Source organism: Cupriavidus sp. U2, assembly GCF_009663685.2.
Classification (GTDB): domain Bacteria; phylum Pseudomonadota; class Gammaproteobacteria; order Burkholderiales; family Burkholderiaceae; genus Cupriavidus; species Cupriavidus necator_C.
The window spans coordinates 438344-463305 of sequence record NZ_RCOG02000002.1 but is presented as its reverse complement, the minus strand read 5'-3'; the positions used below and the strand labels follow the sequence as shown (position 1 = coordinate 463305).

Below are 24962 nucleotides of genomic sequence, written 5' to 3'. Positions count from 1 at the left end.
TTCAGTTCACCGATTCGGCATCGCCGACGTAGAACTCGGGGTACGCCCGGCGCGGCGCCAGGTCCAGGTCTTCGAGCAGGTTGGCCAGCGCATGCAGGCTCAGCGTGCAGGCGAACAGCGGCATGATCAGCTGCAGCACCCACATCGGCCATTCCAGTGTCTGCGTGTGCTCGGTGTAGAGGAAGTTGAACGACTGGGCCGCGTATTCCTTTGCGTCGAAGTGGAAACTGGCGATGCCGACCGGGTCCATCCACAGCCAGCACATGGCGATCATGGCCAGGCCAAACACCAGCACGCCGCCCGTGGCGATGACCTTGGCGGCCTTTTGCAGCCGGGGCGGCAGCTGCTCGGTCAGCAGCCCCACCGCGAAATCCAGGCGCAGGCGCGTCATGACCGATGCGCCGACGAAGGTCAGCCACACCACGGAATAGACCGACGCCTCGTCCACCCAGTACAGCGGCAGGCCGGCGTAGCGCGTGGCCACGTTCAGCAGGATCAGCAGCACCAGCAGCGTCATCAGCCCGCCAAGCGCCAGGCGCTCCACGGCCAGCACGGCGTCGGAGGCGCGCAGCACCCAGCGCACCGGGCGCGCCACGGGCGGGCTGGCGGGCGCTGCATCCGCCGTGATCGAGGAGAGGTCGGGCATGGCTGTAAAGCTCCTGTGCGTGGATATCGGACGGGCCGGATCGTGCAAGTTGGATGCCAGTCGGCGCGCTGGTCGGCGCCGGCCGGCATCGCGCGCGTCAGGCCACCGACTGGTACTGGGCCGGCCGCGTGGCCAGCGCCTGGCGCACGACCTTTTCGACGAAGGCGCGTTCCTCGCCGATCAGCGGCAGGCGCGGGCGGCGCATGTGTTCGGTGCCCACGCCCACGATGGCGTCGATCAGCTTCAGGTTCTGCACGAGCTTGTTCGACACGTCGAGATGGAGCATCGGCGTCATCCAGCGGTAGAGCTTCAGTGCCTCGGCGAAATTGCCGGCGCGCATGAGGTCGAACAGCGCCACGGTCTCGCGCGGGAAGGCGCAGCCCACGCCGGCCAGCAGGCCGTCGCAGCCGAGCGCCAGCCCTTCGTAGGCCAGGTCGTCCACGCCCATGAAGATCTGGTAGCGGTCGCCCACGGTGTTGCGCAGGTCGGTCACGCGGCGGATGTCGCCGGTGCTTTCCTTGACGGCCGCGATCCACTTGCAGTCGGCCAGCTCGGCCATGTGCTCGGGCTTGAGATCGACCCGGTAGGCCACCGGGTTGTTGTAGACCATCACCGGCTTCTGGGCCGCCTCGGCCATGGCGCGCACGTTCTGCATGGCCTCGCGGGCGTCGGCCACGTAGATCACCGACGGCATGACCATGAAGCCGGCCACGCCGAGCTTGTTGGCGCCGTCGATGTAGCGCAGCGCGTCGCGCGTGCTGGTCTCGGACACATTGGCCAGCACGGGAATGCGGCCGTCGGCGGCCTCCAGCGCAATGCGCGCCACGTCGAGCTTTTCTTCCAGCGACAGCGTGCTGGCCTCGCCCAGCGATCCGCACGTGACCAGGCCGTGGATGCCGTTGCGGATCTGGAAGTCGATATGGCGGATGGTGCCTTCGGCATCGATGCGCTCGTCGGCGTGGAACTTGGTCGTGACGGCCGGGAAGATGCCGGTCCAGCGCGGATTGCTCATGAGGAACTCCTCGGTTGGGAAGGTGAGGCTGCGCACCGGGCGGTCTGTCGAACGCCCCGGTGCGCCGCGTGAAAATATCTTTTAAATATATTAAGGATATCTTTGCGAAATAATCCAGCACGATCCATGCCAGTGGAAACCCGAATAGGCGGTGGGCCGGAAAACGGCGTCAGGCGGCGGATTGGCGGGGGACACGCCGGGGCAGGCGCGGGTCAGGCCGGGCAGGGCCGGGGTCTGGAAGGGGCTCGATGGGACATCCCGGGGCACGCATGCACGCCGTCATGCACCGCAGGCGGGGGCATGCACCGAGACGGCTCGCGTGGACGGGCATCGGTTGGATCAGGCACGGCGACGTCGCGGGGGCCGTTCAGCAGGCAAGCCATGCCCCGGGGCCGGTCTTGCCGCCCCAGGGCCTGCCGCTTTTTTGTAGCGACTTAATTCAGTTCGTCATCCTTGTAGTACTTGGTGCCTTTGGCAGTCAGTTCCAGCGCCAGGCCCTTGTCCGTGATCTGGTAGAGCCAGATTCCCGGCCCGACGGCCAGTGCGCCCTGGTAGGACGAGCCGCTGTCGCCGGCCTTGGCCGCGGCGGTCGACTGTCCGCCGAAGGTCCAGCCTGACTGGATGAAGTCGTTCAGCGCGGATTCCTTCTCGAACACCCAGACCAGCTGGAACTTCTTGACCCCGATGCCAAGGCCCGCCTGCAGCTCGACCATCTTCATGTAGGTCATGGCCTTGGTCTTGTTGTTGACCGCGATGCCTTCACCCGTGCCGCTGCCGGCAAGCAGGATCTTCATGCCGAAATTGCTGAAAGCCGCATAGCCGGCCGCCGAAGCCACGGCGCTGCGGGCCGATGGCTGCGCCTTGTAGAGCGCATCCAGCGCCTTCTGCGCAGCGGTGCGCACCTCGGCCTGCTTTTCGGATTTGCTTGCGCCCAGTGCGATCGCCGGGACTGCGATCAGGGTGGGGAGTGCCAGGATGGCGATTCGTCGATGCATTGCTGCCCCCTTTCTTCGTAACGGGGCGCCAGGCCCCTTGCTTTTGCAGCGCCGGCCAGTGTGCAGCATGCCGGTTGCCTCGTTCGATCGCCGGTTCACCGTACTGTCGTGCGCCCGGGGGCAGCTCTTTCTTGTGAAACGCGGGAACGTATCCCAGACTAGACGATGGAAGGCAGTGCGGCAATCTGGCCTGGATGCGGCCAGCTTTCGGCCTGCTCCGAACCCGTGACAGTCGGTTCCGCGTTCGCCGGGGCAGCCATGAAATCTGCCGCTATGGTTTGTGCGTCGATGGCGTTGCTGGTGTTGGCGGCTTGTGCCGCGCCGGAGCGCCAGCAAGCAGTGGGCGACTTCCGCTCGCGGGCCGTCACGCGCGCCGACGGCGGCGTCAGCGTGGCCGTCTCGGTCCTGTCGGCGCGCGAGAGCGCGGACGTCTATGGCGTGCCGTTGGCCGACAAGGCCACGCAGCCGGTCTGGGTGCAGGTTCGCAATGACGACGACCGGCCGTACTACCTGCTGTTCCCCGGACTCGATCCCAACTTTGTACCGGCCTCCGAGGCCGCCGACGCGTTCGCCGCAAACGAGTCCGCCGATGTGAAACGCCAGCTGCACGACCGCTTTGCGGCGCTGGCCTTCCGCAATCCGGTGCCGCCCGGCCAGACCGTCTCGGGCATGGTGCTGACCAGCCTGGAGGAAGGCGTCAAGCTGGTGCAGATCGACCTGGCTGCCGATGGGCGCACGCGCACGTTCTCGGTCTTCACCGTGGTGCCCGGCTTCCGAGGCGACTATCACGCCAGCAAGGTCTTCACGCGCGAGATCTATCCGCCCGGGGCCATCCGTGACTTCGACGACGATGCCGCATTCCGGGCCGCCCTGGAGTCGCTGCCATGCTGCGCCACCAATGGCGACGGCTCGCGCAACGGCGATCCGTTGAACCTGATCATCGTGGGCGGCCTCGATGACGCCTTCCCGGCCCTGGTACGGCGCGGCTGGCGTCCGACCGAGACGAAATGGTCGGGGGCCATCATGCGCGTGGTGACATCGGCGCTGTCGGGCGATCGCTACCTGAACGCGCCGGTCAGCGATCTCTACCTGTCGGCCGTCCGCAGGACCTGGCGCTGCAGAAGGCCCGCGATTCGGTTCACCAGCGCAACCACCTGCGGCTCTGGCTCAGCCCCATGCGCTATCAGGGCAAGCCGGTATGGGTGAGCCAGATCAGCCGCGATATCGGCAGCCGCATGACGATCCATTCCCCCACGCTGACGACCCACAAGATCGACCCCGATGTCGACGAGGCGCGCACGGCGCTGGCCGAGGACATGGCGTACTCCCAGAGCCTGGCCGTGGTTGGCTATGTGGGTGGCGTTGGTCCGGCGCCGCAGCAGGCGCCGCGCCAGAACCTGACCACCGACCCGTATTACACGGACGGTGACCGCCTGGTCATGGTGTTCTACCAGCGCCCGGTGTCGCTGTCGGCGATCCGCCGCTTCAGCTGGCATGACGAGAACGGGCCGGACGGGCGCCGTGCCACGGGTGTCGGGGTGGGGCGATGATGGCCACCCCGGGTGTCCGGCACTGGGCGGCTGCCCTGGCGCTGATGGCCTGCCTGGCGTTACTGCTGGCGGGATGCACCACCTGGCAACGGCCCGCCCCGGACGGCGACGCGCCGCTGCGAGCCCGGGCGGTCAGCGTCACGAAGGAAAGCATCACGCTGCGCGCCGCCGTATTGGGCAAGATGGAAAGCCACCGCCTGCTGGGCGCGAATATCGGTGCGTTGGGGGTGCAGCCGGTCTGGATCGAGGTGCGCAACGACACCCCGCAGTCGCTGGCGCTGCTGCGCACCGGAACCGATCCCGACTACTTCTCGCCGCTCGAAGTCGCGTGGTCGCTGCACGGGTGGTTCAGCGGCAGCAGCAATGCCGAGATCGACGACTGGTTCAACCAGGCGGGATTCCACAATCCCGTGCCGCCCGGTGAAACCCGCTCGGGCATCGTGTTCACCAACGCCGCGCGCGGCACCAAGCTGCTCAATGTGGATCTGCTCGGCAACCAGCACCTGGTGGTCTTCACGCTGTTCCTCAGGGTGCCCGATGACGCCGATGACCCGAATTTCTCGCGGTCGCTGTTCACGTACCCCGATCCGCAGGTGACGGACTATCAGGACCTGGCGTCGCTGCGTGCCGCGCTGGAACGCCTGCCATGCTGCGCCACCGACGCCAGCGGCCAGCACGGCGGCGATCCGCTGAACGGGGTGGCCATCGGCGGGCTGGAGGATTTCGGGGCGGCCATGGTGCGCCGGAATTACCGCCGCAACCACCAGCCGCTCGACGACACGCAGTATGTGTTCGGCCGCGTCCCGGACGCCGTCCTGCGCAAGCAGGGGCCTGCCGGGTCGGTGTCACCAAACTGGATGCGTGCCTGGCTGGCGCCGTTTCGCTATCGGGGGCAATCGGTCTACGTCTTGCAGATTGGCCGGCCAGCCGGTGGCCGTCTCGGGGCCGCGCCGGCGCAGTCCATGTTGCACGAAGACGTGGACGAGGCCCGGAACATGGTGGTTCAGGACTGCATCTACTCCGAAGGCCTGGAAAAGCTCGGCTTTGTGACCGGGTGGGGCCGGTCATCCGGCAGCAGGAGCGCAGCAGCCTGAACGGGGCGCGGTACTTTACCGACGGTCTGCGCGCGGTCATGTTCTTCGTGACCCGGCCGCTCAGCATTGCGGATCTTGAGATCCTGGACTGGGTGCCCCTGGGCCAGCCCGCGAAGACCGACGCCACCGAAAAGGATCAGCATGCCGCCGAGGACACCGCGCAGGCGCGCTAGGCTGCCGTGGGGCGGGGCACTGGCCTGTGCCTGTCTGATGCTGGCCGGCTGCGCATCGAAGCCACTGGTTCCGTATTCCGCGGACACGCCGCCGCTGGCGCTGGTGCCGGCCGCCAGTGCGGGGGTGCGCGACGCACGCGGGCGCTTCCGGGAGATCTATTGCGCCGTCCTGAATGCGCGCCAGCAGGACCTGCCTGACCACCGGCCTTGCGAAGACGCGCTGACGCGTGTCGGCACCGAGCCGGCCGGCACCGGCAAGCCGGTCGATCTGGGTCCGTCGCGGCGGCATCTGGTGGCGATGATCGTGCCCGGCATCGGCTACGAGTGCTTCGAGCCGTGGCTTGACCCGCCCGGCACGGTGGCCACCCATGTGCGGCAGTTTGGCTACGATGCCGTGCTGCTTCGGGTGGATGCCCTGTCCGGCTCGGCGCACAACGCGCGCCAGGTGCGCGATGCCGTGCTGGCGCTGCCGGCGGGCCCCGATGGGCCCTATGTCGTGCTGATCGGCTATTCCAAGGGCGCGCCCGACATCCTCGAGGCCGTGGCCGGGTATCCGGAAATCGGCAGCCGGGTGGTGGCAGTCGTTAGCGCGGCGGGTGCCGTGGGTGGCTCGCCGCTGGCCAACGACGCCGAGCAGTACCAGGCCAACCTGCTGCAGCACTTCCCCGGGTCGAAGTGCGAGGCCGGCGATGGCGGGGGCGTGGAAAGCCTGCGGCCGGCGGTTCGCAAGGCGTGGCTGGCTGGCCATGCGCTGCCTGGCTGGACGCGCTATTACTCGCTGGTGACGTTCCCGGCCCCGGACCGCATTTCGTCGATCCTAGAATCGAGCTACGAAAAGCTGGCGCGCATCGACGGCCGCAACGACAGCCAGGTGATCTTCTACGACCAGATCGTGCCGGGCAGTGCGTTGTTGGGCTACGTCAACGCCGACCATTGGGCGCTGGCCGTGCCGGTCGCGCGCTCGCGCCCGACCATCGGCGCCATCTTCGTGACCCGCAACGCCTATCCGCGCGAAGCCCTCACCGAAGCGCTGCTGCGGTTCATCGAGGAAGATCTCGCGAGCGGGGCCAGCAGGTAAGCGCGTCCAAAAAAATGCCGCGCCCAGGGAGGCGCGGCCGTCAAGCACCCGCAACCGGGATGTGTCCGGGCGCGTCGCCAATCTAGCGGATCGAACGTGCGACCGATTGTGTCCGTATAGATATCTTTATGGACATGCAAAATCGGCTCAGGTCCGGTATCTTTGGCGCGTCAGAGGGGATAGCTCACGCCGTGATGTGAGCCATGTCACAGATCAGGAGATCGCGATGGTACGCAATGCCTTACGCGACGCGGCGATGCTGGAGCAGTACGTCAAGTATCTGCAGACCCGGGTCGCCAAGCAGCGGGCTGTTGTCGCGCAGCTTAGGGAATGCGGGCTGGACCCGCACGAAGATCAGGTCGTCCTGGAGAATCTGGAGGGCGCCGCCGAGGCATTGGCGCGCCAGCTCGCCCAGCTCCGGGCCCGGCCAAGGCCGGCGCTTGCGCTGGTCTGAGTCACGCAAGGTGCGACGGGCGATGCGCCGCGGCGCCGGTCGCTATGGCGCCGGGGCCATCGCCGTCTCGATGGCATCCATCAGTTCCTGAAGCCGCAGCGGCTTGCCGCACACCGCGTCGAAGCCCGATTCGATGGCGGCGCGGCGGTCCTGCTGGCGCGTGAACGCGGTCAGGGCGACCGCGGGCACGCGCTGCAGCGCCTCCACGGCCTCGCGTACGCGGATCTCGCGGATCAGGTCATTGCCGTCGCGGCCGGGCAGGCCGATATCGCTGATGACCAGATCCGGCGTGACGCGCGCCACTTCGTCCAGCGCCTCTTCGCAATCGCGCGCCGTACGCACCCGGGCGCCGTACTCCGTCAGGATCGCGGACAGCGCCGCCGCCGCGTCGGCATCATCCTCCACCACGAGCACGTCCAGCGCCGTCAGCGGCACCGATTGCGGCAGCGGCGGCACCGCTTCGGTGGCGGCGGGCACTTCCGGCGCGCCGGCATCGGCGAGCGGAATGATCACCTCGAAGGTGGCGCCCCGTCCCGCCCCGGCGCTGAACGCCCGCACCGTGCCGCCGTGCATTTCAGACAGGTGCTTGACGATGGCCAGGCCCAGGCCCAGTCCGCCGTGCTTGCGGCGGTTGGTGTCCTCGCTCTGGGTGAAACGGTCGAACAGCAGCGGCAGGAAGTCGGCAGGGATGCCGCGGCCGTTGTCGATCACGCGCACGTGCAGGTAGTCGGTGTCGGACGACACGTCGATCCGCACCGTGCCGTCCTCGGGCGAGAACTTGATCGCGTTGGACACCAGGTTCCACAGGATCTGCTGGAAGCGGGCCGCGTCCAGCCAGGCCGACTCCGCCGTGGCCGGGGCCAGATGCAATTCCAGCTTGATCTGCCGTTCGGCGGCCTGCGCCTGCATGGTGTCCAGCGCGCCGCGCACCACCTCGGCCACGTTGGCGCGCTCGCGTTCGAGCTTCATCTTGCCGACATTGAGCATCGACACGTCGACCAGGTCTGCCACCAGCCGGCGCTGGATGGCCACGTTGCGCTCCACGGCGGCCAACCCGCGCCGGCCTTCCTCGGTATCGATATGGCGCGCCAGCACGTGGGTCCACACCGAAATCACGTTGAGCGGGTTGCGCAGTTCGTGCGACAGGATGGCGATGAAGTCGTCCTTCATGCGGTTCAGCCGCTCCACGGCGGCCCGCGCGGCCTGCTCGCGCTCGATCAGCTGCTCGCGCTGTCGTTCCAGGTTGATGTGGTCGGTAATGTTGGACACCACGGCCACCTTGACCCCCGTTTCCAGCACCGGCGAGATGCTCCACTCCAGGTGCATGGTCTCGCCAAGCGCGTCCTCCAGCGGGAACGTGCCCTGCCAGCCGTCCACCCGCGCGTGGCCGGTGGCCTCGGCAATCTTGTCGCGGTACGCCGCCGGGGCGAAGGCCGCCACGGGCTGGCCCACCAGTTCGGCGTCGGTGCGCTTGAGCATCGTCAGCATGGCCGGGTTCACGTCGACAAAGCGGCCGGCCAGGTCCAGCGTGCAGATGCCGCCGATGGCCTGGTGATAGATCGCGCGGAAGCGTGCCTCGCTCTCGCGCATCGACCGCTCGGCGGCGCTGGCGCGCAGCAGCGACGCAATGGTGGCCACCAGCACGCCCGGCTCGGCCGGGTGGATCAGGTAGGCGCTGGCACCGGCATCGAGGCCGCGCACCTTGTCGTAGTCGGCCACGTAGGTTGCGGACAGGTGCACCACGGGCACCGTCGCGGTCTGGGGCCGGTCGCGCAGCATGCGGCAGACCTGGAAGCCGTCGATATCGGGCAGGTTGACGTCCAGCACCACGGCCGACACGCTGGTGTCGGCCAGTTGCAGGGCTTCCTGCCCGCTTTCGGCCTCGATCGTCCGGTAGCCTGCGGCGGTCAGCACGCGTACCGTGGCGTAGCGCGTCACCGGGTTGTCGTCGACCACCAGCACCAGCGAGTCCGAAGCGCCGGGCAGGCGTGCATTGCGGTATTCATCCGGCATGGTCATCTCCGGAGCCGGTTGCCGGGGCTGCAGAGGCTGCAGGGCGACTGGCATTGGGCGCGGTGGCCTGGCTGGGGTAGGTGGTGGGCAGCGTCACGTAGAACCGCGAACCGACGCCGACCTCGCTCTCGAAGCCCACGTAGCCGCCCAGCAGTTCGGCCAGCCGCTTCGAGAGTGCCAGGCCCAGGCCGGAGCCCCGATAGCGGCGTTGCAGCGGCGAATCGATCTGCACGAAATCCTGGAACACCTCACCGTGCGATGCGGGCGGGATGCCGATGCCGGTATCGCGCACCGAAAACGTGATCGTGTCCGGCGTGTCGCAGGTGGCCGACACGCGTACCTCGCCGCTGGGCGTGAACTTCAGCGCGTTCGAGATGTAGTTGCGCAGGATCTGCGACACCTTGCGGTTGTCGCTGAACAGCTTCGATACACCGTGCGGTTCCTCGAAGATCAGCGACACGTCGGGGTTGGTCAGCACCGGCTTGAACATGCCGCGCAGGGCGTCGAACAGCGCCACCATGTCGAACCAGGCGGGCGACACCTCGACACGGCCGGCTTCCAGCCGCGCCAGGTCCAGCAGGTCATTGACCATCTCTGAAAACTCCGCGGCCGTGTCGCGCACGAAGCCGACCTGCTTTTCCTGCTCGGGCGTGAGCGGGCCGTCCACGCGGTCCATCAGCAGCCGCGTAATGCTCTGGATGGCCACGATCGGCGTGCGGAACTCGTGGCTCATGTAGGCCAGGAAGCGGCTCTTGAGCTCGGTGGCGTGGCGCAGCTTTTCGGCCTGGATGTCCAGTTCGGAATAGAGCGCCACCACGCCGCGGTTGGTTTCCTCGATTTCGGCGCGCAAGGCTTCCACCTCCTGCGTGCGGGCTTCCAGCGCGGCGCGCAGCGCGGCCACGTCGTCGGACGCATCGGAGGTGGCGGTGGGGGATGGCTCGGATGGATGGGGCATGGCGTGGTCCGGGATCGCGTCCTGGGCAGTCATCTCAGATCTTTCGCGCGGCGGATCACCACCACGGTGGCGTCATCCCGCCCGCGGGCGAATTTCCAGAGTACGAAGGCGGCCACGATGGCCGGGTCGCGCTGCAGCACGGTGGCGTCGTCGAGCTGCCAGCGCGACTGGATGCCGTCGGAATGCAGGATCACCAGCGCATGGGCAGGCCAATCCAGTTCCTGTTCCTGCACCGAGCGCATCTGGATGCCGGCCGTGCCGTTCTGGCTGACCAGCGTGCGGTCGGCGATGCCGGAAATCACGCGGCCCAGGATGTTGCCCGCCCCGGCAAAGCGGATGCGCTGGGTGCCGCCGTCGATGCGGTAGGCCCCGATGGCGGCGCCACGCGTGCCGCGCAGCGCGGCATGGGCGCGTTCGATGTATTGCCCCGGGCTGCCGCCGCGCTGCGGGTCGAACACCGTGAGCGCCGCCGTGGCGGCGGCGGCGGCATCGGGCCCGTGGCCCAGTCCGTCCACCAGCACCACGTCCGCGCGACGATCGTGTACGGCCACGCCCCAGCCATCGCCGCTGACCTGCTCGCCGGGGGCGGCCAGGCAGATCGCGCCTACGTCGAAGCCACCGTCCAGCCGGCGCGGCTTGCCGGCGGCGTCGCGGTCGCGATAGAAGCGCGCCAGGATCAGGCTGCCCGCGCCCGGATGGGTATGCACATCGAAATCGTCGGCCAGCCGGCTGACAGCGCCCAGGCCCTGGCCGGCGCTGCCGGCCGTGGAGTAGCCGTCCTGCATGCAGGCCTGCAGGTCGGCCATGCCGGGCCCGTCGTCGATCGACATCAGTTCGATGGCCAGGCTGCCGTCCACTTCGCACGCGGCCAGCAACAGCCGGCCACCCTGCGCGTGGCGCACAAGGTTGTTGCCCAGCTCGTTGACGGCCACCGCCAGGCGGCCGCACTGGATGGCGTCGAACCCCAGCCGTGCGGACATCTCGGCGACGTGGCGCCGGGCTTCGCCCACGCGGCTGGGGTCGCTCATCGGCACCGCGTGATGCGGGCCGTGGCCCTTACTTCCACCGAGTGATGCTGACACAGGTTCCCTCGCCAACTTGCGTGCGGATTTCGAACTCGTTCACCAGCCGGCGCGTGCCCGACAGGCCCATGCCCAGGCCGCTGCCGGTGGTCCAGCCGTCGACCAGCGCCTGCTCGACATCGGGAATGCCGGGGCCGTGGTCCTCGAAATGCAGGCGCAGCCCGCGCCGGATGCCTTCGGCCAGGATTTCCCAGCGCATCTCGCCGCCGCCGCCGTACACCATCGTATTGCGTGCCAGCTCGCTGGCCGCCGTAATCATCTTAGTCTGCTCCACCAGCGAAAACTTCAGCTGGGCCGTCAGTGTGCGCACCACGGCGCGTGCGTGCACGATGTCGCGCTCGTCGCGGATGGGGGCGCTGCCCGCCTGGGCAAGTTCGGTCGTCACGTCAGAGCACCCGGGCGGCGTCGAGCATCGCCATGCCGCGTTCCACGTTGAGCGCGGTCTTCACCCCGCCCAGCGACAGCCCCAGTTCCACCAGCGTGATGGCCACGGCCGGGCGGATACCCACCACCACGGTCATGGCGCCCAGGATGCGGCTGATGTCGGAGATGCTGACCAGCATGCGGCCGATGAAGGAATCGACCATTTCCAGCGCCGACACATCGATCAGCACGCCATGCGCGCCGGTTTTCTCGACCATCGTGGCCAGGTCTTCCTGCAGCAGCAGGGCGGTCTGGTCCTGCATGTCGATCTGGATGGTGACGAGCAGGTGCTTGCCCATCCGCAGGATTGGAATTCGTTCCATGGCTGGCTCGCGGTTCAGTTGGCGTCGCGGGTCACCGTGTGCCCCGTCATGCGCATGGCCGTGGCCAGCGCGTCCGCCAGCGTCGACTTGGTGATGATGCCCTGCAGGTCGATGCCCAGATGCACGATGGTCTGCGCAATCTGCGGCCGGATGCCGCTGATGATGCTTTCGGCGCCCATCAGGCGGATGGCGGTCACGGTCTTCATCAGGTGCTGCGCGACCAGCGTATCCACGGTGGGCACCCCGGTAATGTCGATGATGGCCAGTGGGGAGCCGGTTTCCACCAGCCGTTCGAGCAGCGATTCCATGACCATCTGCGCGCGGCTGCTGTCCAGCGTGCCGATCACGGGCACGGCCAGCACGCCGTCCCACAGCTTGATGACCGGCGTGGACAGCTCCATCAGTTCGTGCTGCTGGCGCACGATGATGTCCTCGCGCGTCTTCTGGTACGCGGAAACGGTCCACTGCGCCATGCGGTCGACGATGGCCGAGGTGGTCCAGATCACTTCGATCTGGCCGTCCACGCCGCCGGTCTGGCGCTGCAGCGCATCGAAGATCGGGCGTTTCATCGCCAGCACGAAGCCGCTGGTCACGTCGGCCGTCTCGCCCTGGGCGGCGCGGTTGCGGGACAGGTGCGCCAGGGCGTCGCGCAACGTGCCCCACGGGCCGTTGTTGAAGTTGCTGGCGTCGCCGTCGGCGCGCAGGCCCGCTTCCAGGCCTTGCAGGATGGCCGTCTGTTCGGCCGCCACGTTCTGCGTCAGGCCGCGGCCCTCGGCATAGTTATGGTATTCCGCCGTCCAGCCGTGCAGGATGTCTTCGTGTCCGGTGCGCAGGAGGTCGGCAAGTCGCAGGTTTTCGGTCCGCATGGCGTGGCTAAGATGGGGGTTGTGGGGAGCCGGCCGCAGGACTGTGGCGGCGGAATGGTGATCCCAACCCATTCTAGGAGAGATTGATAGCTCACACTATCGGCGTCCGGCTGATTGACGGCACAACCGAAATCGGCGTTACCGGCCGCGGTGCGGCGCAGACGCCTTATCGGTAACATCGTCGCCCTTGTGAGAATGCGCCGACACGGGAACGGGACCGCCCCGGCTGACGGCGCCGCACGCCCCTGTCTAGTCTGTAGCATCGGACAAAGGAGGGGTGACTGTGGACTGGCTTGACGCGCTGCAATGGCCCGCGATGGCTGTGACCGTGCTGGCCACCTGGCTGGTGGGCAGCGAATCGGCACGCCGCCGCAAGACGGGGTTCTGGGGCTTCCTGGTCAGCAACGCGATGTGGGTCGGCTGGGGATGGCATACGGGCGCCTGGGCGCTGGTGTTGCTGCAGTTCGCGCTGGCCGTGCTCAATATCCGCGGCCAGGCCAAGGCCGACCGCGCCCAGCATGCCGGCAAGTCCGGCCAGGAAGGCGCCCCCGGCTGAATCCGGATGGATATCGGGATGGACAGGACATCGGACCTGATCGTGGCAACGCCGCAAGGGCTGTACTGCCCGGCCGGCGACTTCCATATCGACCCCTGGCGGCCGGTGGCGCGGGCCGTCATTACCCACGCCCATGCGGACCATGCCCGCCCCGGCAATGGCCATTACCTGTGCGCCGAACCGGGCCGGGGCGTGCTGCTGGCACGCCTGCCGGGGATATCGCTCGATACGCTGCCATACGGCCAGCGCATCACGCACCACGGCGTGACGCTGAGCCTGCATCCGGCCGGGCACGTGCTGGGGTCGGCCCAGGTACGGCTGGAACATGGCGGCCAAGTCTGGGTGGCCTCGGGCGACTACAAGGTCGAGCCCGAAGGCACCTGCGCGCCGTTCGAGCCGGTGCGCTGTGACACGTTCATCACCGAAAGTACGTTCGGCCTGCCGGTCTACCGCTGGCCCCGCGAGGCCGCCCTGATGGCCGAGATCTTCGGCTGGTGGCAGGACAACGCGGCGGCGGGCCGCGCCAGCGTGCTGTACTGCTACGCATTCGGCAAGGCCCAGCGCATCCTGAACGGGCTGATGCGCCATGCCGGCGCGGCGCTGGCGATGCCGGGCCCAATCGTCGTCCATGGCGCGATGGCCGCGCTGAATCACGCTTACGCAGCAGCCGGCGTGGCCTTGCCGCCGACCATGGCCACCGCGGACCTGCCCGCGCGCAGCCCGGCACTGCGCCGGGCGCTGGTGCTGGCGCCCCCATCGGCGCAGCGATCCACCTGGCTGCGGCGCTTTGGCGAGGCGTCCGACGCGTTTGCCAGCGGCTGGATGCAATTGCGCGGCACGCGCCGGCGGCGCGGCGTGGACCGCGGCTTTGCGCTGTCCGACCACGCGGACTGGCCAGGACTGCTGTCGGCCATTGCCGCCACGGGTGCCGCGCGCGTGATCGTCACCCATGGCAACGTGCCCGTGATGGTGCGATACCTGTGCGAGCAGGGCCTTGACGCGCAGGGCTTCCGCACCGAGTTCGGCGACGACGACGATGCCACGGGCGCCGCCGCCGAGCCGGCTTCCGACGCCGCCACAGCGGACGCACCGGCCGGGGAGGGCGCCGCATGAAGGCGTTTGCCGACCTCTACAGCGAACTCGACGGCACCACGTCGAGCAAGGCCAAGCTCGCGGCGCTGGCGCGCTACTTTGGCAGCGCCGCGCCGGCCGACGCCGCCTGGGCAGTCTACTTCCTGTCGGGCGGCAAGCCGCGCCAGATCGTGCCGGTGGCCGCGCTGCGCGCGCTGGCGCAGCGCGCGGCCGGGCTGCCCGAATGGCTGTTCGAGGAAAGCTACCAGGCCGTGGGCGATCTGGCCGAGACCATCGCCTTGCTGCTGCCCGACGCCGATCATGTCGACACGGCCGGGCTGGCCGAATGGGTCGAGCAACGCGTGCTGCCGTTACGCGAGCTGGCGCGCGGCCAGCCGCCCGAGGTGCTCAACGATGCGCTGGACGCGCTGTGGCGGCCGCTCGATGCGCGCGGCCGGCTGGTGCTGTTCAAGCTCATCACGGGCAGCTTCCGCGTGGGGGTGTCGAAGCTGCTGGTCACCCGGGCGCTGGGCGAGGTGGCCGGTATCGATCCGAAACGCGTGGCCGAGCGCCTGGTCGGCTACACGGACATCCGCTCGCTGCCCACGCCAGAGCGGTTCCTGGCCCTGATCGCGCCGGAGCGGGCCGAAGGCGAAGCGGGCGGCGGGAGCCCGGTGCGCGGCGGCCAGCCATACCCGTTCTTTCTGGCCCATCCGCTGCAGGCGCCGGTCGAGGAATTCGACGCCTTGCTCGGCGCCCCGTCGCGCTGGCAGGTGGAATGGAAGTGGGATGGCATTCGCGCCCAGCTGGTGCGCCGCGCGGGCCAGACGTGGCTGTGGTCGCGCGGCGAAGAGCTGATCACCGAGCGGTTTCCGGAGCTGACCGACGCGGCGCAGCGGCTGCCGGACGGCACCGTGCTCGACGGCGAGATCATCGTCTGGATCGATGGCCGCGTGCAGCCGTTCGCGTTGCTGCAGCAGCGCATCGGCCGCAAGACCGTGGGCGCGAAGCTGCTGCGCGACGCGCCGGCCATCCTGATGGCGTATGACCTGCTGGAATGGCAGGGGCAGGACTGGCGCGCCCGGCCGCAGGCCGAACGCCGTGCGCAACTGGCCCGGGTGGTGGCCGACCACATCCACCCGGCGCTGGAACTGAGCCCGCTGGTCGAGGCCGACGACTGGCCGCACTTTGCCCGGCTGCGCGACACATCGCGCGACCTGGGCGTGGAGGGCTTCATGCTCAAGGGGGCCGACGCCGCCTACGGGGCCGGGCGCACGCGTGACGTGGGCCTCTGGTGGAAGTGGAAGATCGACCCCTACACCGTGGACGCCGTGCTGGTCTACGCCCAGCGCGGCCATGGGCGCCGCGCCAGCCTCTATACCGATTTCACGTTCGCGGTCTGGAACGCGCCGCCCGGCACGCCCGACCGCGCGCTGGTGCCGTTCGCCAAAGCCTATTCGGGGCTGACCGATGCCGAAATGCGCGCCGTGGACGCCATCGTGCGGCGGACCACCGTGGAACAGTTCGGCCCGGTGCGCAGCGTCACGCCGAGCCAGGTGTTCGAACTGGGCTTCGAGGGCATCGGGCGCAGCGGCCGCCACAAGAGCGGCATCGCGGTGCGTTTTCCGCGCATGCTGCGCTGGCGCACCGACAAGCCCGTGGAAGATGCCGACACGCTCCAGACGCTTGAAGCGATGCTGCCGGCGGCCGTGGCGAAGGACGCGGCATGAGCGCCGACGACGCCCCGTTCGTCCAGGCCCCGCCGGTGGCGGAATCGCTGCCGGCGCTGTTCGCGGCACGGCACTGGCAGCCGTTCGATTTCCAGCGCGCCGTCTGGCAGGCCATCGGCGAAGGCAAGAGCGGGCTGCTGCACGCCACCACGGGCACCGGCAAGACCTATGCGGCGTGGCTGGGCGCGTTGCTGGCCTACGCGGTGCCGCCGGCGCGGGCGGGCGCGCTGCCGCCCCCGCTGACCGTGCTGTGGCTGACGCCGATGCGCGCGCTGGCCGCCGATACCACGCGTGCGCTGCAGGCACCGCTGGCGGAACTGGGGCTGGACTGGACCGTGGCGCTGCGCACCGGCGACACCGGCAGCAGCGAACGCGCGGCCCAGGCCAGGCGCCTGCCGACCGCGCTGGTCACCACGCCCGAAAGCCTGTCGCTGCTGCTGACCCGGGCCGATGCCCGCGATGCGCTGGGCCGCGTGCGGCTGGTGGTGGTCGACGAATGGCACGAGCTGATCGGCAGCAAGCGCGGCGTGCAGGTGCAACTGGCGCTGGCACGGCTGCATGGATGGCAGCCGGATCTGTGCGTCTGGGGCCTGTCGGCCACGCTGGGCAACCTCGACCACGCGCGCGACGTGCTGCTGGCCGGTGTTCCCGAGCGCCGCCGCGTACTGGTGCACGGCCATACGCCCAAGACGCTGATCGTCGATACGCTGCTGCCCGATGCCGCCGGGCGATTTCCGTGGGCCGGCCATCTGGGCCTGTCGATGCTGCCGCATGTGCTGCGCGAACTGGAGTCCAGCAGCACGTCGCTGGTCTTCCTGAATACGCGCTCGCAGGCCGAAATCTGGTATCAGGCCATGCTCGACGCGCGGCCCGACTGGGCCGGGCAGATCGCGCTGCATCACGGCTCGCTGGACCGTGCCGTGCGCGAATGGGTGGAACTGAACCTCAAGAACGGCGCGCTGCGTGCCGTGGTCTGCACGTCGAGCCTGGACCTGGGCGTGGATTTCCTGCCTGTCGAACGCGTGCTGCAGATCGGCTCGCCCAAGGGCGTGGCCCGGCTGCTGCAGCGGGCCGGGCGATCGGGGCATGCGCCGGGGCGCGCATCGCGCGTGACCGTGGTGCCCACGCACAGCCTGGAACTGGTGGAATCGGTGGCGGCGCGCCTGGCGATCGAGGCTGGCCGCATCGAGGCTCGCGAATCGCCCGACAAGCCGCTCGACGTGCTGGCGCAGCATCTGGTGACCGTGGCGCTGGGCGGCGGCTTCCGGGCCGACGCGCTGCTGGCCGAGGTGCGCCAGGCGTGGGCCTATCGCAACCTGACCGACGACGAATGGCGCTGGTGCCTGGAATTCGTGCGGCAGGGCGGCCCCACGCTGTCCGCGTATCCGGACTACCGGCGGGCCATGCCTGACGATGCGGGCGTCTGGCGTGTGCCCGATGCCCGGCTGGCGCGGCGGCATCGCATGAGCGTGGGGACCATCGTCAGCGACGCATCGATGCAGGTCCGCTTCTGGACGCGCGCGGGTAGCGGCGGGGCATCGCTGGGCACCGTGGAGGAGGGGTTCATCGCGCGCCTGGCACCGGGCGACTGCTTCCTGTTCGGCGGCCGGCTGCTGGAACTGGTGCGCGTGCAGGAGATGACGGCCTATGTGCGGCGCGCCACGGGCAAGCGGCCCTCGGTGCCGCGCTGGAACGGCGGCAAGATGCCGCTGTCGACCGAACTGGCCGACGCCGTGGTGACCACGCTTGACGCCGTGCAGGCCGGCCGGCTGGACCCGGCCGTCACGCCCGAACTGCCGCTGATCGCGCCGATCGTGGCGTTGCAGGCGCGCTGGTCGGCGCTGCCGACGCCACAGACGCTGCTGGCCGAAAGCCTGCATTCGCGCGAAGGCTGGCACCTGTTCCTGTATCCGTTCGCGGGGCGTTCGGTGCATCTGGGGCTGGGCAGCCTGCTGGCGTGGCGCCTGGGCCAGAAGGTGCCCGCCACGTTCTCGGTGGCGGTGAACGACTACGGGCTGGAACTGCTGGCGTCGGCGCCGGTGGACTGGGCACACTGGCTGCCACGGGTGCTGGCCGAAGAGCGCCAGCGCGACCTGGCTGCCGACGTGCTGGGGAGCCTCAACGCCGGCGAACTGTCGCTGCGGCGCTTTCGCGAGATCGCGCGCGTAGCGGGCCTGATCTTCCAGGGCTATCCCGGCGCGCATCACAGCGCGCGGCAGCTGCAGGCATCGTCGAGCCTGTTCTACGAGGTGTTTCGCAAGCACGACCCGGGCAACCTGCTGCTGGGCCAGGCCGAGCGCGAGGTGCTGATGCAGGAACTGGACGCGCACCGGCTGGCCGACACGCTGCAGCGCATGGCGACGCGGCGGCTCGACCTGCGCGTGCTGCAACGGCCATCGCCGCTGGCCTTCCCCCTGATCGTGGAGTTCCTGCGCGAAAAGCTCAGCACCGAGAAGCTGGCCGACCGCATCGCGCGAATGCTGGCCGAACTGGAGCAGGCGGCCGCGCAGCCAGAGGACGAACCCGGCGGCAAGGGCAGTACCTACCGCGGACCGATGCACGACAACCCGCCCGCCGTGGACGCCGGGCGCGTGGCCGAACTGGCGCGCTTCGGCATGGCGGACCACGCAGGGCCGGCCGGCCCGCGCAAGCCCCGGCGGCCACGCAAGCCGTCGAAGCCGCTGCCGCTGTTATGAACCTGGCTGCCCTGACACCGGACGAGGCCGGGGCCCAGGCCGTGACGCTGGCCGGCGAGACCGTCTGGCTGCTGCCCGAGCACGCGGTCTGGTGGCCATCGGCGTCCATGCTGATGGTGGCGGATGTCCATATCGGCAAGGCGGCCGCGTTCCGCGCGCTGGGCCAACCCGTGCCCCATGGCACCACGGCCGACAACCTGGCCCGCCTGCTGAGCCTGGCGCGGCGCTATCCGGCGCGGGAGCTGGTGTTCCTGGGCGATTTTCTGCATGCGCGGGCCGCGCGCACGGCGGCGGTGCTAGTGGCGCTGCACGATTGGCGGCGGGCCATGCCGTCGCGCGCGCACTGCACGCTCGTGCGGGGCAATCACGACACGCACGCGGGCGATCCGCCAGCCGAGCTGGGCTTTGCCGTGACCACGGAACCGTTGGTGGCGCCGCCATTCGCGCTGTGCCACGAACCGGGCGCGCGTGCCGAAGGTTACACGCTGGCCGGGCACCTGCATCCGGCCTGCGTGCTGCGCGGCACGGGCGCCGACGCGCTGCGGCTGCCGTGCTTCGTGGTGGGGGAGCGGGGGATGATCTTGCCGGCGTTCGGTGCGTTTACCGGCCACGCCACGGTGCGGGCGGGGCAGGGCGAGCGGCTCTATCCGGTCGGTGACGGGCGGGTGTGGACGCTGCCCGGTGGATGACGTCCCGCGCCGGATGCGCCGTGCCCTCTCCCCCGGCCCCTCTCCCGCCCTGCGGGAGAGGGGAGCAAACCGTTGGAGACTGCCATGCCTGCAGGTTGTCTGTAGTGGTCAAGTTTTTTCAGACAGGTGTTAGGGTGGTCTGTTGGAACTTGTCCTCGTAGTCTGTTGGCGACGCGTAGCCCAGTGTCGAATGCAAGCGCACCGGGTTGTAGAAGCCCACGATGTACTGTGTGATGTCGCGCCGGGCTTCGGCGCGGTCGGCGTACCGCCTTTGCCAGACGCGCTCCATCTTCAGGTTCAGGAAGAAGCGTTCGGCTACGGCGTTATCCCAGCAATCGCCCGACCGGCTCATGCTGCAAACCAGGCCGTGGCGCGCCAGCAATCCCTGGTACTCCTCGCTTNCCTCTCCCCCGCCCCTCTCCCGCAAGCGGGAGAGGGGAGAACACCGCACGCCATTCAACCTCCGTCGGCTTGCTCCCCTCTCCCGCACGGCGGGAGAGGGGTTGGGGGAGAGGGCAACGGCAGTTCTGCTTGCCGACTTGTCGCAGATTGAGCGGCCCGCCCTCTCCCCCCGCCCCTCTCCCGCAAGCGGGAGAGGGGAGTGTAGTGGTCAAGTTTTTTCAGACAGGTGTTAGGGTGGTCTGTTGGAACTTGTCCTCGTAGTCTGTTGGCGACGCGTAGCCCAGTGTCGAATGCAAGCGCACCGGGTTGTAGAAGCCCACGATGTACTGTGTGATGTCGCGCCGGGCTTCGGCGCGGTCGGCGTACCGCCTTTGCCAGACGCGCTCCATCTTCAGGTTCAGGAAGAAGCGTTCGGCTACGGCGTTATCCCAGCAATCGCCCGACCGGCTCATGCTGCAAACCAGGCCGTGGCGCGCCAGCAATCCCTGGTACTCCTCGCTTGCATACTGGCTGCCCCGGTCCGAATGCACGATCAGCCCAGGCGCCGGATTGCGCTGCACGATGGCCATCTTCAAGGCCGACGCCACCAGCGCGGCGGGCATGGCCGCTGCGCTGGCCCAGCCCACTACCTTGCGCGAATACAGGTCCAACACCACCGCCAGATACAACCAGCCTTCCCCCGTGCGCACATACGTGATGTCCGACACCCAGGCCCGGTTGGGCTGTGCGGGCCTGAACTGCCTGCTCAGCACGTTCGGCGCCATCGGCCTGCCATGCCGGCTGTCAGTCGTCGCCACGAACTTGCGCTCCCACACCGGGCGCAGATTCTCCTGGCGCATCAGCGTGCGGGCCCGATAGCGCCCGATCTTCAGCCCCTGCTTGTCCAAATCCTGCGCCACGCGCCGGCTGCCGTAGGTACGTCCGCTGGCCTCGAACGCCGCCCGCACATACACCGCCTGCCGCAAGGCCTTCTCGTTGGCAGCAGGCGCTCGCCCGGCCGCGTAATACCCCGCCCGGCTCACGCCCAGCACCCGGCATGCCCGACTGATGGAGATCGCCTCCTTCTGCAATCCGCTAACCACTCGATAGATCACTTGAGTTCGCGGGCGAAGAAGGCCGATGCCTTTTTTAGGATCAGGTTGTCCTCCTTCAGGCGGCGGTTTTCCTCTTCGAGCTGGCGAATGCGCTGCTGCTCAGGCGTCAGCGGCTTGCCCACTCCCTTGCCGCCAGCCACTTCAAGGTCATACTGGACCAGCCAGCGCCGTAGGGCAGTCTCCCCAATCGCCATCGTGTGGCAAACCTCAGCGACCGATAGGCCCTGATCCCGGACCATCCGGACTACCTCCAGCTTGAAGGCGGCGTCAAACTTGCGGCGTTGCTTTGTCATGTCGTCTTTCCTCGTCGATCGTGATTTTCCACCTATCGACCTGTCTGAGGAAATTGGACCACTACAGTCCTTCAGGCGGCGGTTTTCCTCTTCGAGCTGGCGAATGCGCTGCTGCTCAGGCGTCAGCGGCTTGCCCACTCCCTTGCCGCCAGCCACTTCAAGGTCATACTGGACCAGCCAGCGCCGTAGGGCAGTCTCCCCAATCGCCATCGTGTGGCAAACCTCAGCGACCGATAGGCCCTGATCCCGGACCATCCGGACTACCTCCAGCTTGAAGGCGGCGTCAAACTTGCGGCGTTGCTTTGTCATGTCGTCTTTCCTCGTCGATCGTGATTTTCCACCTATCGACCTGTCTGAGGAAATTGGACCACTACATCCCCTCTCCCGCATCGCGGGAGAGGGGCCGGGGGAGAGGGCGCGGTGCTTCCATTGACGGCATGTCGGCAAGCAGGGCCTCGATGCCCTCTCCCCCAACCCCTCTCCCATTGCATGGGAGAGTGGAGCAAACCGGCAGTGCGCTAACGCCCTACTGGCTCTATCGCCCCATCGAAAATGACTCGGGTACCAGCGAATACACCGCCGCCGGCACGGGCCGCCCGCGCAGGATCAGGCGGTTGCGGGCGATGCACTCGAACGCGGCACCGATCTTCTCGGCGACGGCGCGGCTTGCGAGGTTGGTCTCGACTGCCACGATCTCCAGCCGCGTGAGCCCGAGCGTGTGAAAGCCGTAGCAGGCCATCATGGCCGCCGCGCCCGAAGCCAGCCCCTTGTGCTGCTGGCTTTGGCGGATCCAGTAGCCCAGGTTGCCTGTATTGTCCTCGCGGCGGATCTGATTGATGGCCACGCCGCCGTAAAGCTCGCGGCCATCGGGCGAGAACACGCCGATGTCGTACGCCGCGCCCTCATCCATCATCGCCGCGCACCGCTCGAACCACTCGCGCGCATCGTAGATGCTGTAGTCGGCCCGCGCCCACGGCATCCACAGCCCCACCGTCGGCATCGACTCGCGCACCGCCATCACGAACTGGGCCTCGTCGCTGGCGCGGAACGGCCTGAGCTGGAACGCCTGGCTGCGCAGCGGCTGCATGGTCAGTCCCGGTTGGCCACCAGGTTGCCGTCACGCTGCAGCGCGCCCGCTTTCTCCAGCGCCTGCAGGGTCTGGTCGAACACCGCTTCCAGCGACTGGCCAGGCGTAAAGCGCGCATGCATGCGCCGCATCAGCGGCGTGGCGGCGAACCATGCGAACAGCGCGTCGCGCGGCAGCGACCGGGCTTCCAGCAGCTTGAACTTGGCCAGCACGCGCATCGCGTGCGTGGCGTTGCGCAGCGGATCGGCCCGCAGGTAGTCCAGCCGGCTTCGCGCACGGGCCACGGCGCCGGCCACATCGTCGAACAGGCGGCCGTGGCCGGGAATCACCAGCCGGACGTCCAGCGTGTCGATCCGAGACAGGACCGCTGCCTGCTCCGCGAATCCGCTTTCGCCGTCAAGCTCGGGGAAGGTCACGCCAAAGCCGTTTTCCCACAGCGCGTCGCCCGAAATCAGGATGCGCTCGGCTGGCGCGAACAGCATCACCGCGTGCGGGTCGTGCCCCGGCGCGGCGATCACGTGCCAGTCGATGCCGCCCAGCCGCAGCGTGTCGCCGTCGTGCAGCACGTCGTCGAACGTGAAGCGCGCGCACTGCTGGCCCGTGGCGTCGAAGGTCAGCGCATCGGCGTCCCAGGCCGAGACCGCCGCGGCCTCGGCGGCAGGGATGGCCGTGCGCGGTTGCCAGCGTTGCTGCAGCGCCGCGTTGCCGCCGCAGTGGTCGGAATGCAGATGGGTGTTGATCACGCGCCGCAGCGGCCGGCCGTCGAGCGCGGCTTCCACCAGCGCCACGGTCTGGGCGGCATGGGTGACGTAGCCGGTATCGACCAGTGTGGTGTCCTGCGTGGCATCGTCGATCCACAGCACGTTGTTGGCGGACAGCCAGCCGCGTTCGAAGACGCGCATCGTGGCGGGCAATCCCAACGGCGCCGCCGCGCTTGCCGCGCTCATGCCGCACTGCCTTCGCAAAGCTGCGGCACGCGCGCCGGCAACAAGGCCCAGACGCGACGGCGTTCTTCGTCATCGGCACCCGACCAGGCGGCGATCTCGGCGATGGTCCGCAGGCAGCCCTCGCAGTAACCGCTGTCGCGGTCCATCTTGCAGATGCTGCGGCACGGTGACGGCACCGGCGACACGATCTGCGCCGCCGCCGCACCGCGCACCAGGTCAGCCAGCAGCCGGCGACGGGCGGGCGTCATGCCTGGGCCTGCGGGCCTTGCGCCACGTCGGCCACTTCGGCGCCGGTCATGGCCTGCAGCTGTTGCGGCGTCAGGTTGAACACCGCATGGGGATGGCCGGCAGCGGCCCACACGCTGTCGTACCGGAACAGGTCGGCGTCCAGCAGCATCACCGGCTTCACCGCATGACCGATCGGGCAGACGCCGCCAATGGCGTAGCCGGTCTTCTCGCGCACGAACTTCGCATCGGCCTTGCCCAGCTTGCCCACGCGGGCTGCCACCTTCGACTCGTCCACGCGATTGCTGCCGCTGGCGATCACCAGCACCGGCACATCGTCCTCCACGCGGCGGAAGATAATCGACTTGGCGATCTCCGCCACGGTGCAGCCCAGGCCGGCAGCGGCCTCGGCCGAGGTCTTGCCGGTGGCCGGTAGCATCACCACCGGCCGGTCGTGGCCGATGCCGGCCAGCAGGTCCGCCACGCGTTGCGCGGATTCGGGAAGCGTCGGGTTTTCGCTCATGCTTGTTGTTCTCCTGGTTCAGACACAGACCGTGGCGTCGGCCGCTGCCGCCCACTTGGTCAGCAGCGCCTTGCCCACGCGCGAGCTGTTGGCGCGGCCGATGGCCTGCGAGATATAGTCGCCGGCCCGCACCACGGCCTCCAGATCGATGCCGGTGTGCAAGCCCATGCCTTGCAGCATGTACAGCACGTCTTCGGTGGCCACGTTGCCGGTGGCGCCCTTGGCATAGGGGCAGCCGCCCAGGCCCGCCACCGATGCGTGGAAGATGGCGATGCCCACTTCCAGGCTGGCCAGGATGTTCGACAGCGCCTGCCCGTAGGTGTCGTGGAAGTGCCCGGACAGCCGGTCGATCGCGAATTCGGCCGACGCCGCGCGCATCACTTCCTGCACCTTCAGCGGCGTGCCGACGCCGATGGTGTCGGCAATGTCGATCTCGTCGCAGCCCAGCTCGCGCATGCGGCGCACCACATCGACCACGGCATGCACCGGCACCTCGCCCTGGTAGGGGCAGCCCAGCGCGCACGAGATGCTGCCGCGCAGGCGGATGCCCGCCTCCTTGGCGGCGACTGCCACCGGCTCGAAACGCGCGATCGACTCGGCGATCGAGCAGTTAATGTTCTTCTGCGAGAACGCCTCGCTGGCCGCGCCGAAGATCACCACCTCGTCGGCACCGGCCGCCACCGCGCCTTCGAAGCCCTTCATGTTCGGCGTCAGCACCGAATACAGCGTGCCGGGCCGGCGTTCGATGCGGGCCATCACCTCGGCCCCGTCGGCCATCTGCGGCACCCACTTGGGCGACACGAACGACGCGGCCTCGATGTTGACGAAGCCGGCGTCGGTCAGCTTGTTGATCAGCGCCACCTTGACGTCGGCCGGCACCATCGCTTTCTCGTTCTGCAGGCCGTCGCGCGGCCCCACTTCGACGATCTTCACGTATTGGGGGATGGTCATGCTTGTCTCCTCGGTCCCTCTGTCCTCTTGTCCT

Annotated in this window: 24 protein-coding genes and 3 pseudogenes; 10 read left to right on the top strand and 17 right to left on the bottom strand. The window is 68.6% G+C overall.

The window, feature by feature from the left end; translation table 11 throughout:
- Window position 1: 1 nt before the first annotated feature.
- From D9X30_RS03655 to D9X30_RS03645, 3 genes are all read right to left on the bottom strand, one after another.
- On the bottom strand, window positions 2-646 hold the full coding sequence (locus D9X30_RS03655; RefSeq protein WP_153948236.1) for a TRAP transporter small permease: 645 nt from the start codon (window positions 644-646) through the stop codon (window positions 2-4).
- Between the two features lie 97 nt (window positions 647-743).
- A complete protein-coding gene (locus D9X30_RS03650; RefSeq protein WP_153948237.1) occupies window positions 744-1658 on the bottom strand; it encodes a dihydrodipicolinate synthase family protein in 915 nt (304 codons plus the stop codon).
- A 434-nt stretch (window positions 1659-2092) separates the two neighbouring features.
- Window positions 2093-2653 (bottom strand): lipid-binding SYLF domain-containing protein, encoded by a 561-nt coding sequence (locus D9X30_RS03645; RefSeq protein ID WP_153948238.1) that lies wholly within the window; start codon window positions 2651-2653, stop codon window positions 2093-2095.
- Window positions 2654-2818: 165 nt separating this feature from the next.
- On the opposite strand from D9X30_RS03645, the pseudogene D9X30_RS03640 reads away from it, so the two are divergent.
- The 5 genes and pseudogenes from D9X30_RS03640 to D9X30_RS03625 all read left to right on the top strand — a co-directional run bounded on the left by D9X30_RS03640 (window position 2819) and on the right by D9X30_RS03625 (window position 7002).
- Window positions 2819-4203 (top strand): annotated as a pseudogene (locus D9X30_RS03640) (LssY C-terminal domain-containing protein).
- The gene (locus D9X30_RS03635) at window positions 4200-5297 is read left to right on the top strand and encodes an LssY C-terminal domain-containing protein (protein ID WP_228770938.1); all 1098 of its coding nucleotides are present in this window, start codon (window positions 4200-4202) and stop codon (window positions 5295-5297) included. The pseudogene D9X30_RS03640 and the gene D9X30_RS03635 overlap by 4 nt, the downstream one beginning before the upstream one ends.
- A gap of 38 nt (window positions 5298-5335) precedes the next feature.
- A complete protein-coding gene (locus D9X30_RS29680) occupies window positions 5336-5470 on the top strand; it encodes a hypothetical protein (RefSeq protein ID WP_283780707.1) in 135 nt (44 codons plus the stop codon).
- Between the two features lie 37 nt (window positions 5471-5507).
- On the top strand, window positions 5508-6548 hold the full coding sequence (locus D9X30_RS03630) for a lipase family protein (protein ID WP_228770939.1): 1041 nt from the start codon (window positions 5508-5510) through the stop codon (window positions 6546-6548).
- Between the two features lie 61 nt (window positions 6549-6609).
- Window positions 6610-7002 carry a DUF294 nucleotidyltransferase-like domain-containing protein gene (locus D9X30_RS03625; protein WP_249640874.1) on the top strand — a complete coding sequence of 131 codons (393 nt, stop codon included), beginning with the start codon at window positions 6610-6612 and terminating at the stop codon, window positions 7000-7002.
- 42 nt (window positions 7003-7044) lie between these two features.
- On the opposite strand, the gene D9X30_RS03620 is transcribed toward D9X30_RS03625, so the two are convergent.
- From D9X30_RS03620 to D9X30_RS03595, 6 genes are read right to left on the bottom strand one after another with little or no spacing between them, the layout of a single operon-like run.
- Window positions 7045-9015, bottom strand: coding sequence for a hybrid sensor histidine kinase/response regulator (locus D9X30_RS03620; RefSeq protein WP_153948241.1), 1971 nt, complete (start codon window positions 9013-9015; stop codon window positions 7045-7047).
- A complete protein-coding gene (locus D9X30_RS03615) occupies window positions 9005-9970 on the bottom strand; it encodes a sensor histidine kinase (protein ID WP_153948261.1) in 966 nt (321 codons plus the stop codon). The genes D9X30_RS03620 and D9X30_RS03615 overlap by 11 nt, the downstream gene beginning before the upstream one ends.
- Window positions 9971-9999: 29 nt before the next feature.
- The gene (locus tag D9X30_RS03610; RefSeq protein ID WP_153948242.1) at window positions 10000-10998 is read right to left on the bottom strand and encodes an ATP-binding SpoIIE family protein phosphatase; all 999 of its coding nucleotides are present in this window, start codon (window positions 10996-10998) and stop codon (window positions 10000-10002) included.
- Between the two features lie 28 nt (window positions 10999-11026).
- Window positions 11027-11437, bottom strand: coding sequence for an anti-sigma regulatory factor (locus tag D9X30_RS03605; RefSeq protein ID WP_249640873.1), 411 nt, complete (start codon window positions 11435-11437; stop codon window positions 11027-11029).
- A gap of 1 nt (window position 11438) precedes the next feature.
- The gene (locus tag D9X30_RS03600; protein ID WP_153948243.1) at window positions 11439-11798 is read right to left on the bottom strand and encodes an STAS domain-containing protein; all 360 of its coding nucleotides are present in this window, start codon (window positions 11796-11798) and stop codon (window positions 11439-11441) included.
- Window positions 11799-11812: 14 nt separating this feature from the next.
- The gene (locus tag D9X30_RS03595; protein ID WP_153948244.1) at window positions 11813-12664 is read right to left on the bottom strand and encodes an STAS domain-containing protein; all 852 of its coding nucleotides are present in this window, start codon (window positions 12662-12664) and stop codon (window positions 11813-11815) included.
- A gap of 283 nt (window positions 12665-12947) precedes the next feature.
- Between D9X30_RS03595 and D9X30_RS03590 the strand changes: the two genes are divergently transcribed.
- Genes D9X30_RS03590 through pdeM form a run of 5 tightly spaced genes read left to right on the top strand, consistent with a single transcriptional unit; the run spans window position 12948 to window position 19406 of the window.
- The gene (locus D9X30_RS03590; protein WP_249640872.1) at window positions 12948-13220 is read left to right on the top strand and encodes a hypothetical protein; all 273 of its coding nucleotides are present in this window, start codon (window positions 12948-12950) and stop codon (window positions 13218-13220) included.
- Window positions 13221-13238: 18 nt separating this feature from the next.
- Window positions 13239-14333, top strand: coding sequence for a ligase-associated DNA damage response exonuclease (locus D9X30_RS03585; protein WP_228770940.1), 1095 nt, complete (start codon window positions 13239-13241; stop codon window positions 14331-14333).
- Complete coding sequence (locus D9X30_RS03580) at window positions 14330-16021, top strand: ATP-dependent DNA ligase (RefSeq protein ID WP_153948246.1); 1692 nt, start codon at window positions 14330-14332, stop codon at window positions 16019-16021. The genes D9X30_RS03585 and D9X30_RS03580 overlap by 4 nt, the downstream gene beginning before the upstream one ends.
- Window positions 16018-18717 (top strand): ligase-associated DNA damage response DEXH box helicase, encoded by a 2700-nt coding sequence (locus tag D9X30_RS03575; RefSeq protein ID WP_153948247.1) that lies wholly within the window; start codon window positions 16018-16020, stop codon window positions 18715-18717. Before D9X30_RS03580 ends, D9X30_RS03575 begins: the two co-directional genes overlap by 4 nt.
- Entirely contained in the window at window positions 18714-19406 is a 693-nt protein-coding gene (gene pdeM, locus D9X30_RS03570; protein WP_153948248.1) for a ligase-associated DNA damage response endonuclease PdeM, read from the top strand. Before D9X30_RS03575 ends, pdeM begins: the two co-directional genes overlap by 4 nt.
- Before the next feature lie 118 nt (window positions 19407-19524).
- On the opposite strand, the pseudogene D9X30_RS03565 reads toward pdeM, so the two are convergent.
- The 8 genes and pseudogenes from D9X30_RS03565 to D9X30_RS03530 all read right to left on the bottom strand — a co-directional run.
- Window positions 19525-19788: pseudogene (locus D9X30_RS03565) on the bottom strand (integrase core domain-containing protein); the annotation flags it as partial.
- Between the two features lie 238 nt (window positions 19789-20026).
- Window positions 20027-21195, bottom strand: a protein-coding gene (locus D9X30_RS03560) for an IS3 family transposase (RefSeq protein WP_153950438.1) whose coding sequence is annotated in 2 segments (ribosomal slippage) — window positions 20027-20928 and window positions 20928-21195 — 1170 coding nt in all. Because the reading frame shifts where the segments join, the coding sequence is not laid out codon by codon here.
- A gap of 69 nt (window positions 21196-21264) precedes the next feature.
- Window positions 21265-21504 (bottom strand): annotated as a pseudogene (locus D9X30_RS03555) (transposase); the annotation flags it as partial.
- A gap of 226 nt (window positions 21505-21730) precedes the next feature.
- A complete protein-coding gene (locus tag D9X30_RS03550; RefSeq protein WP_153946125.1) occupies window positions 21731-22282 on the bottom strand; it encodes a GNAT family N-acetyltransferase in 552 nt (183 codons plus the stop codon).
- Window positions 22283-22284: 2 nt separating this feature from the next.
- On the bottom strand, window positions 22285-23229 hold the full coding sequence (locus D9X30_RS03545) for an MBL fold metallo-hydrolase (protein ID WP_228770787.1): 945 nt from the start codon (window positions 23227-23229) through the stop codon (window positions 22285-22287).
- Window positions 23226-23477, bottom strand: a complete 252-nt coding sequence (locus tag D9X30_RS03540) for a DUF1289 domain-containing protein (protein ID WP_153946126.1) — start codon at window positions 23475-23477, stop codon at window positions 23226-23228. The genes D9X30_RS03545 and D9X30_RS03540 overlap by 4 nt, the downstream gene beginning before the upstream one ends.
- Complete coding sequence (locus D9X30_RS03535) at window positions 23474-23977, bottom strand: YbaK/EbsC family protein (RefSeq protein ID WP_153946127.1); 504 nt, start codon at window positions 23975-23977, stop codon at window positions 23474-23476. The genes D9X30_RS03540 and D9X30_RS03535 overlap by 4 nt, the downstream gene beginning before the upstream one ends.
- Before the next feature lie 18 nt (window positions 23978-23995).
- Window positions 23996-24928, bottom strand: a complete 933-nt coding sequence (locus tag D9X30_RS03530; RefSeq protein ID WP_153946128.1) for a hydroxymethylglutaryl-CoA lyase — start codon at window positions 24926-24928, stop codon at window positions 23996-23998.
- Window positions 24929-24962 lie beyond the last annotated feature (34 nt).

Bases quoted from the DNA above. Each gene is read 5' to 3' on its own strand.
- D9X30_RS03655 (WP_153948236.1), bottom strand. From the start codon at position 646: ATGCCCGACCTCTCCTCGATCACGGCGGATGCAGCGCCCGCCAGCCCG.
- D9X30_RS03650 (WP_153948237.1), bottom strand. From the start codon at position 1,658: ATGAGCAATCCGCGCTGGACCGGCATCTTCCCGGCCGTCACGACCAAG.
- D9X30_RS03645 (WP_153948238.1), bottom strand. From the start codon at position 2,653: ATGCATCGACGAATCGCCATCCTGGCACTCCCCACCCTGATCGCAGTC.
- D9X30_RS03635 (WP_228770938.1), top strand. From the start codon at position 4,200: ATGATGGCCACCCCGGGTGTCCGGCACTGGGCGGCTGCCCTGGCGCTG.
- D9X30_RS29680 (WP_283780707.1), top strand. From the start codon at position 5,336: ATGTTCTTCGTGACCCGGCCGCTCAGCATTGCGGATCTTGAGATCCTG.
- D9X30_RS03630 (WP_228770939.1), top strand. From the start codon at position 5,508: ATGCTGGCCGGCTGCGCATCGAAGCCACTGGTTCCGTATTCCGCGGAC.
- D9X30_RS03620 (WP_153948241.1), bottom strand. From the start codon at position 9,015: ATGCCGGATGAATACCGCAATGCACGCCTGCCCGGCGCTTCGGACTCG.
- D9X30_RS03615 (WP_153948261.1), bottom strand. From the start codon at position 9,970: ATGCCCCATCCATCCGAGCCATCCCCCACCGCCACCTCCGATGCGTCC.
- D9X30_RS03610 (WP_153948242.1), bottom strand. From the start codon at position 10,998: ATGAGCGACCCCAGCCGCGTGGGCGAAGCCCGGCGCCACGTCGCCGAG.
- D9X30_RS03600 (WP_153948243.1), bottom strand. From the start codon at position 11,798: ATGGAACGAATTCCAATCCTGCGGATGGGCAAGCACCTGCTCGTCACC.
- D9X30_RS03595 (WP_153948244.1), bottom strand. From the start codon at position 12,664: ATGCGGACCGAAAACCTGCGACTTGCCGACCTCCTGCGCACCGGACAC.
- D9X30_RS03585 (WP_228770940.1), top strand. From the start codon at position 13,239: ATGGACAGGACATCGGACCTGATCGTGGCAACGCCGCAAGGGCTGTAC.
- D9X30_RS03580 (WP_153948246.1), top strand. From the start codon at position 14,330: ATGAAGGCGTTTGCCGACCTCTACAGCGAACTCGACGGCACCACGTCG.
- D9X30_RS03575 (WP_153948247.1), top strand. From the start codon at position 16,018: ATGAGCGCCGACGACGCCCCGTTCGTCCAGGCCCCGCCGGTGGCGGAA.
- pdeM (WP_153948248.1), top strand. From the start codon at position 18,714: ATGAACCTGGCTGCCCTGACACCGGACGAGGCCGGGGCCCAGGCCGTG.
- D9X30_RS03550 (WP_153946125.1), bottom strand. From the start codon at position 22,282: ATGCAGCCGCTGCGCAGCCAGGCGTTCCAGCTCAGGCCGTTCCGCGCC.
- D9X30_RS03545 (WP_228770787.1), bottom strand. From the start codon at position 23,229: ATGAGCGCGGCAAGCGCGGCGGCGCCGTTGGGATTGCCCGCCACGATG.
- D9X30_RS03540 (WP_153946126.1), bottom strand. From the start codon at position 23,477: ATGACGCCCGCCCGTCGCCGGCTGCTGGCTGACCTGGTGCGCGGTGCG.
- D9X30_RS03535 (WP_153946127.1), bottom strand. From the start codon at position 23,977: ATGAGCGAAAACCCGACGCTTCCCGAATCCGCGCAACGCGTGGCGGAC.
- D9X30_RS03530 (WP_153946128.1), bottom strand. From the start codon at position 24,928: ATGACCATCCCCCAATACGTGAAGATCGTCGAAGTGGGGCCGCGCGAC.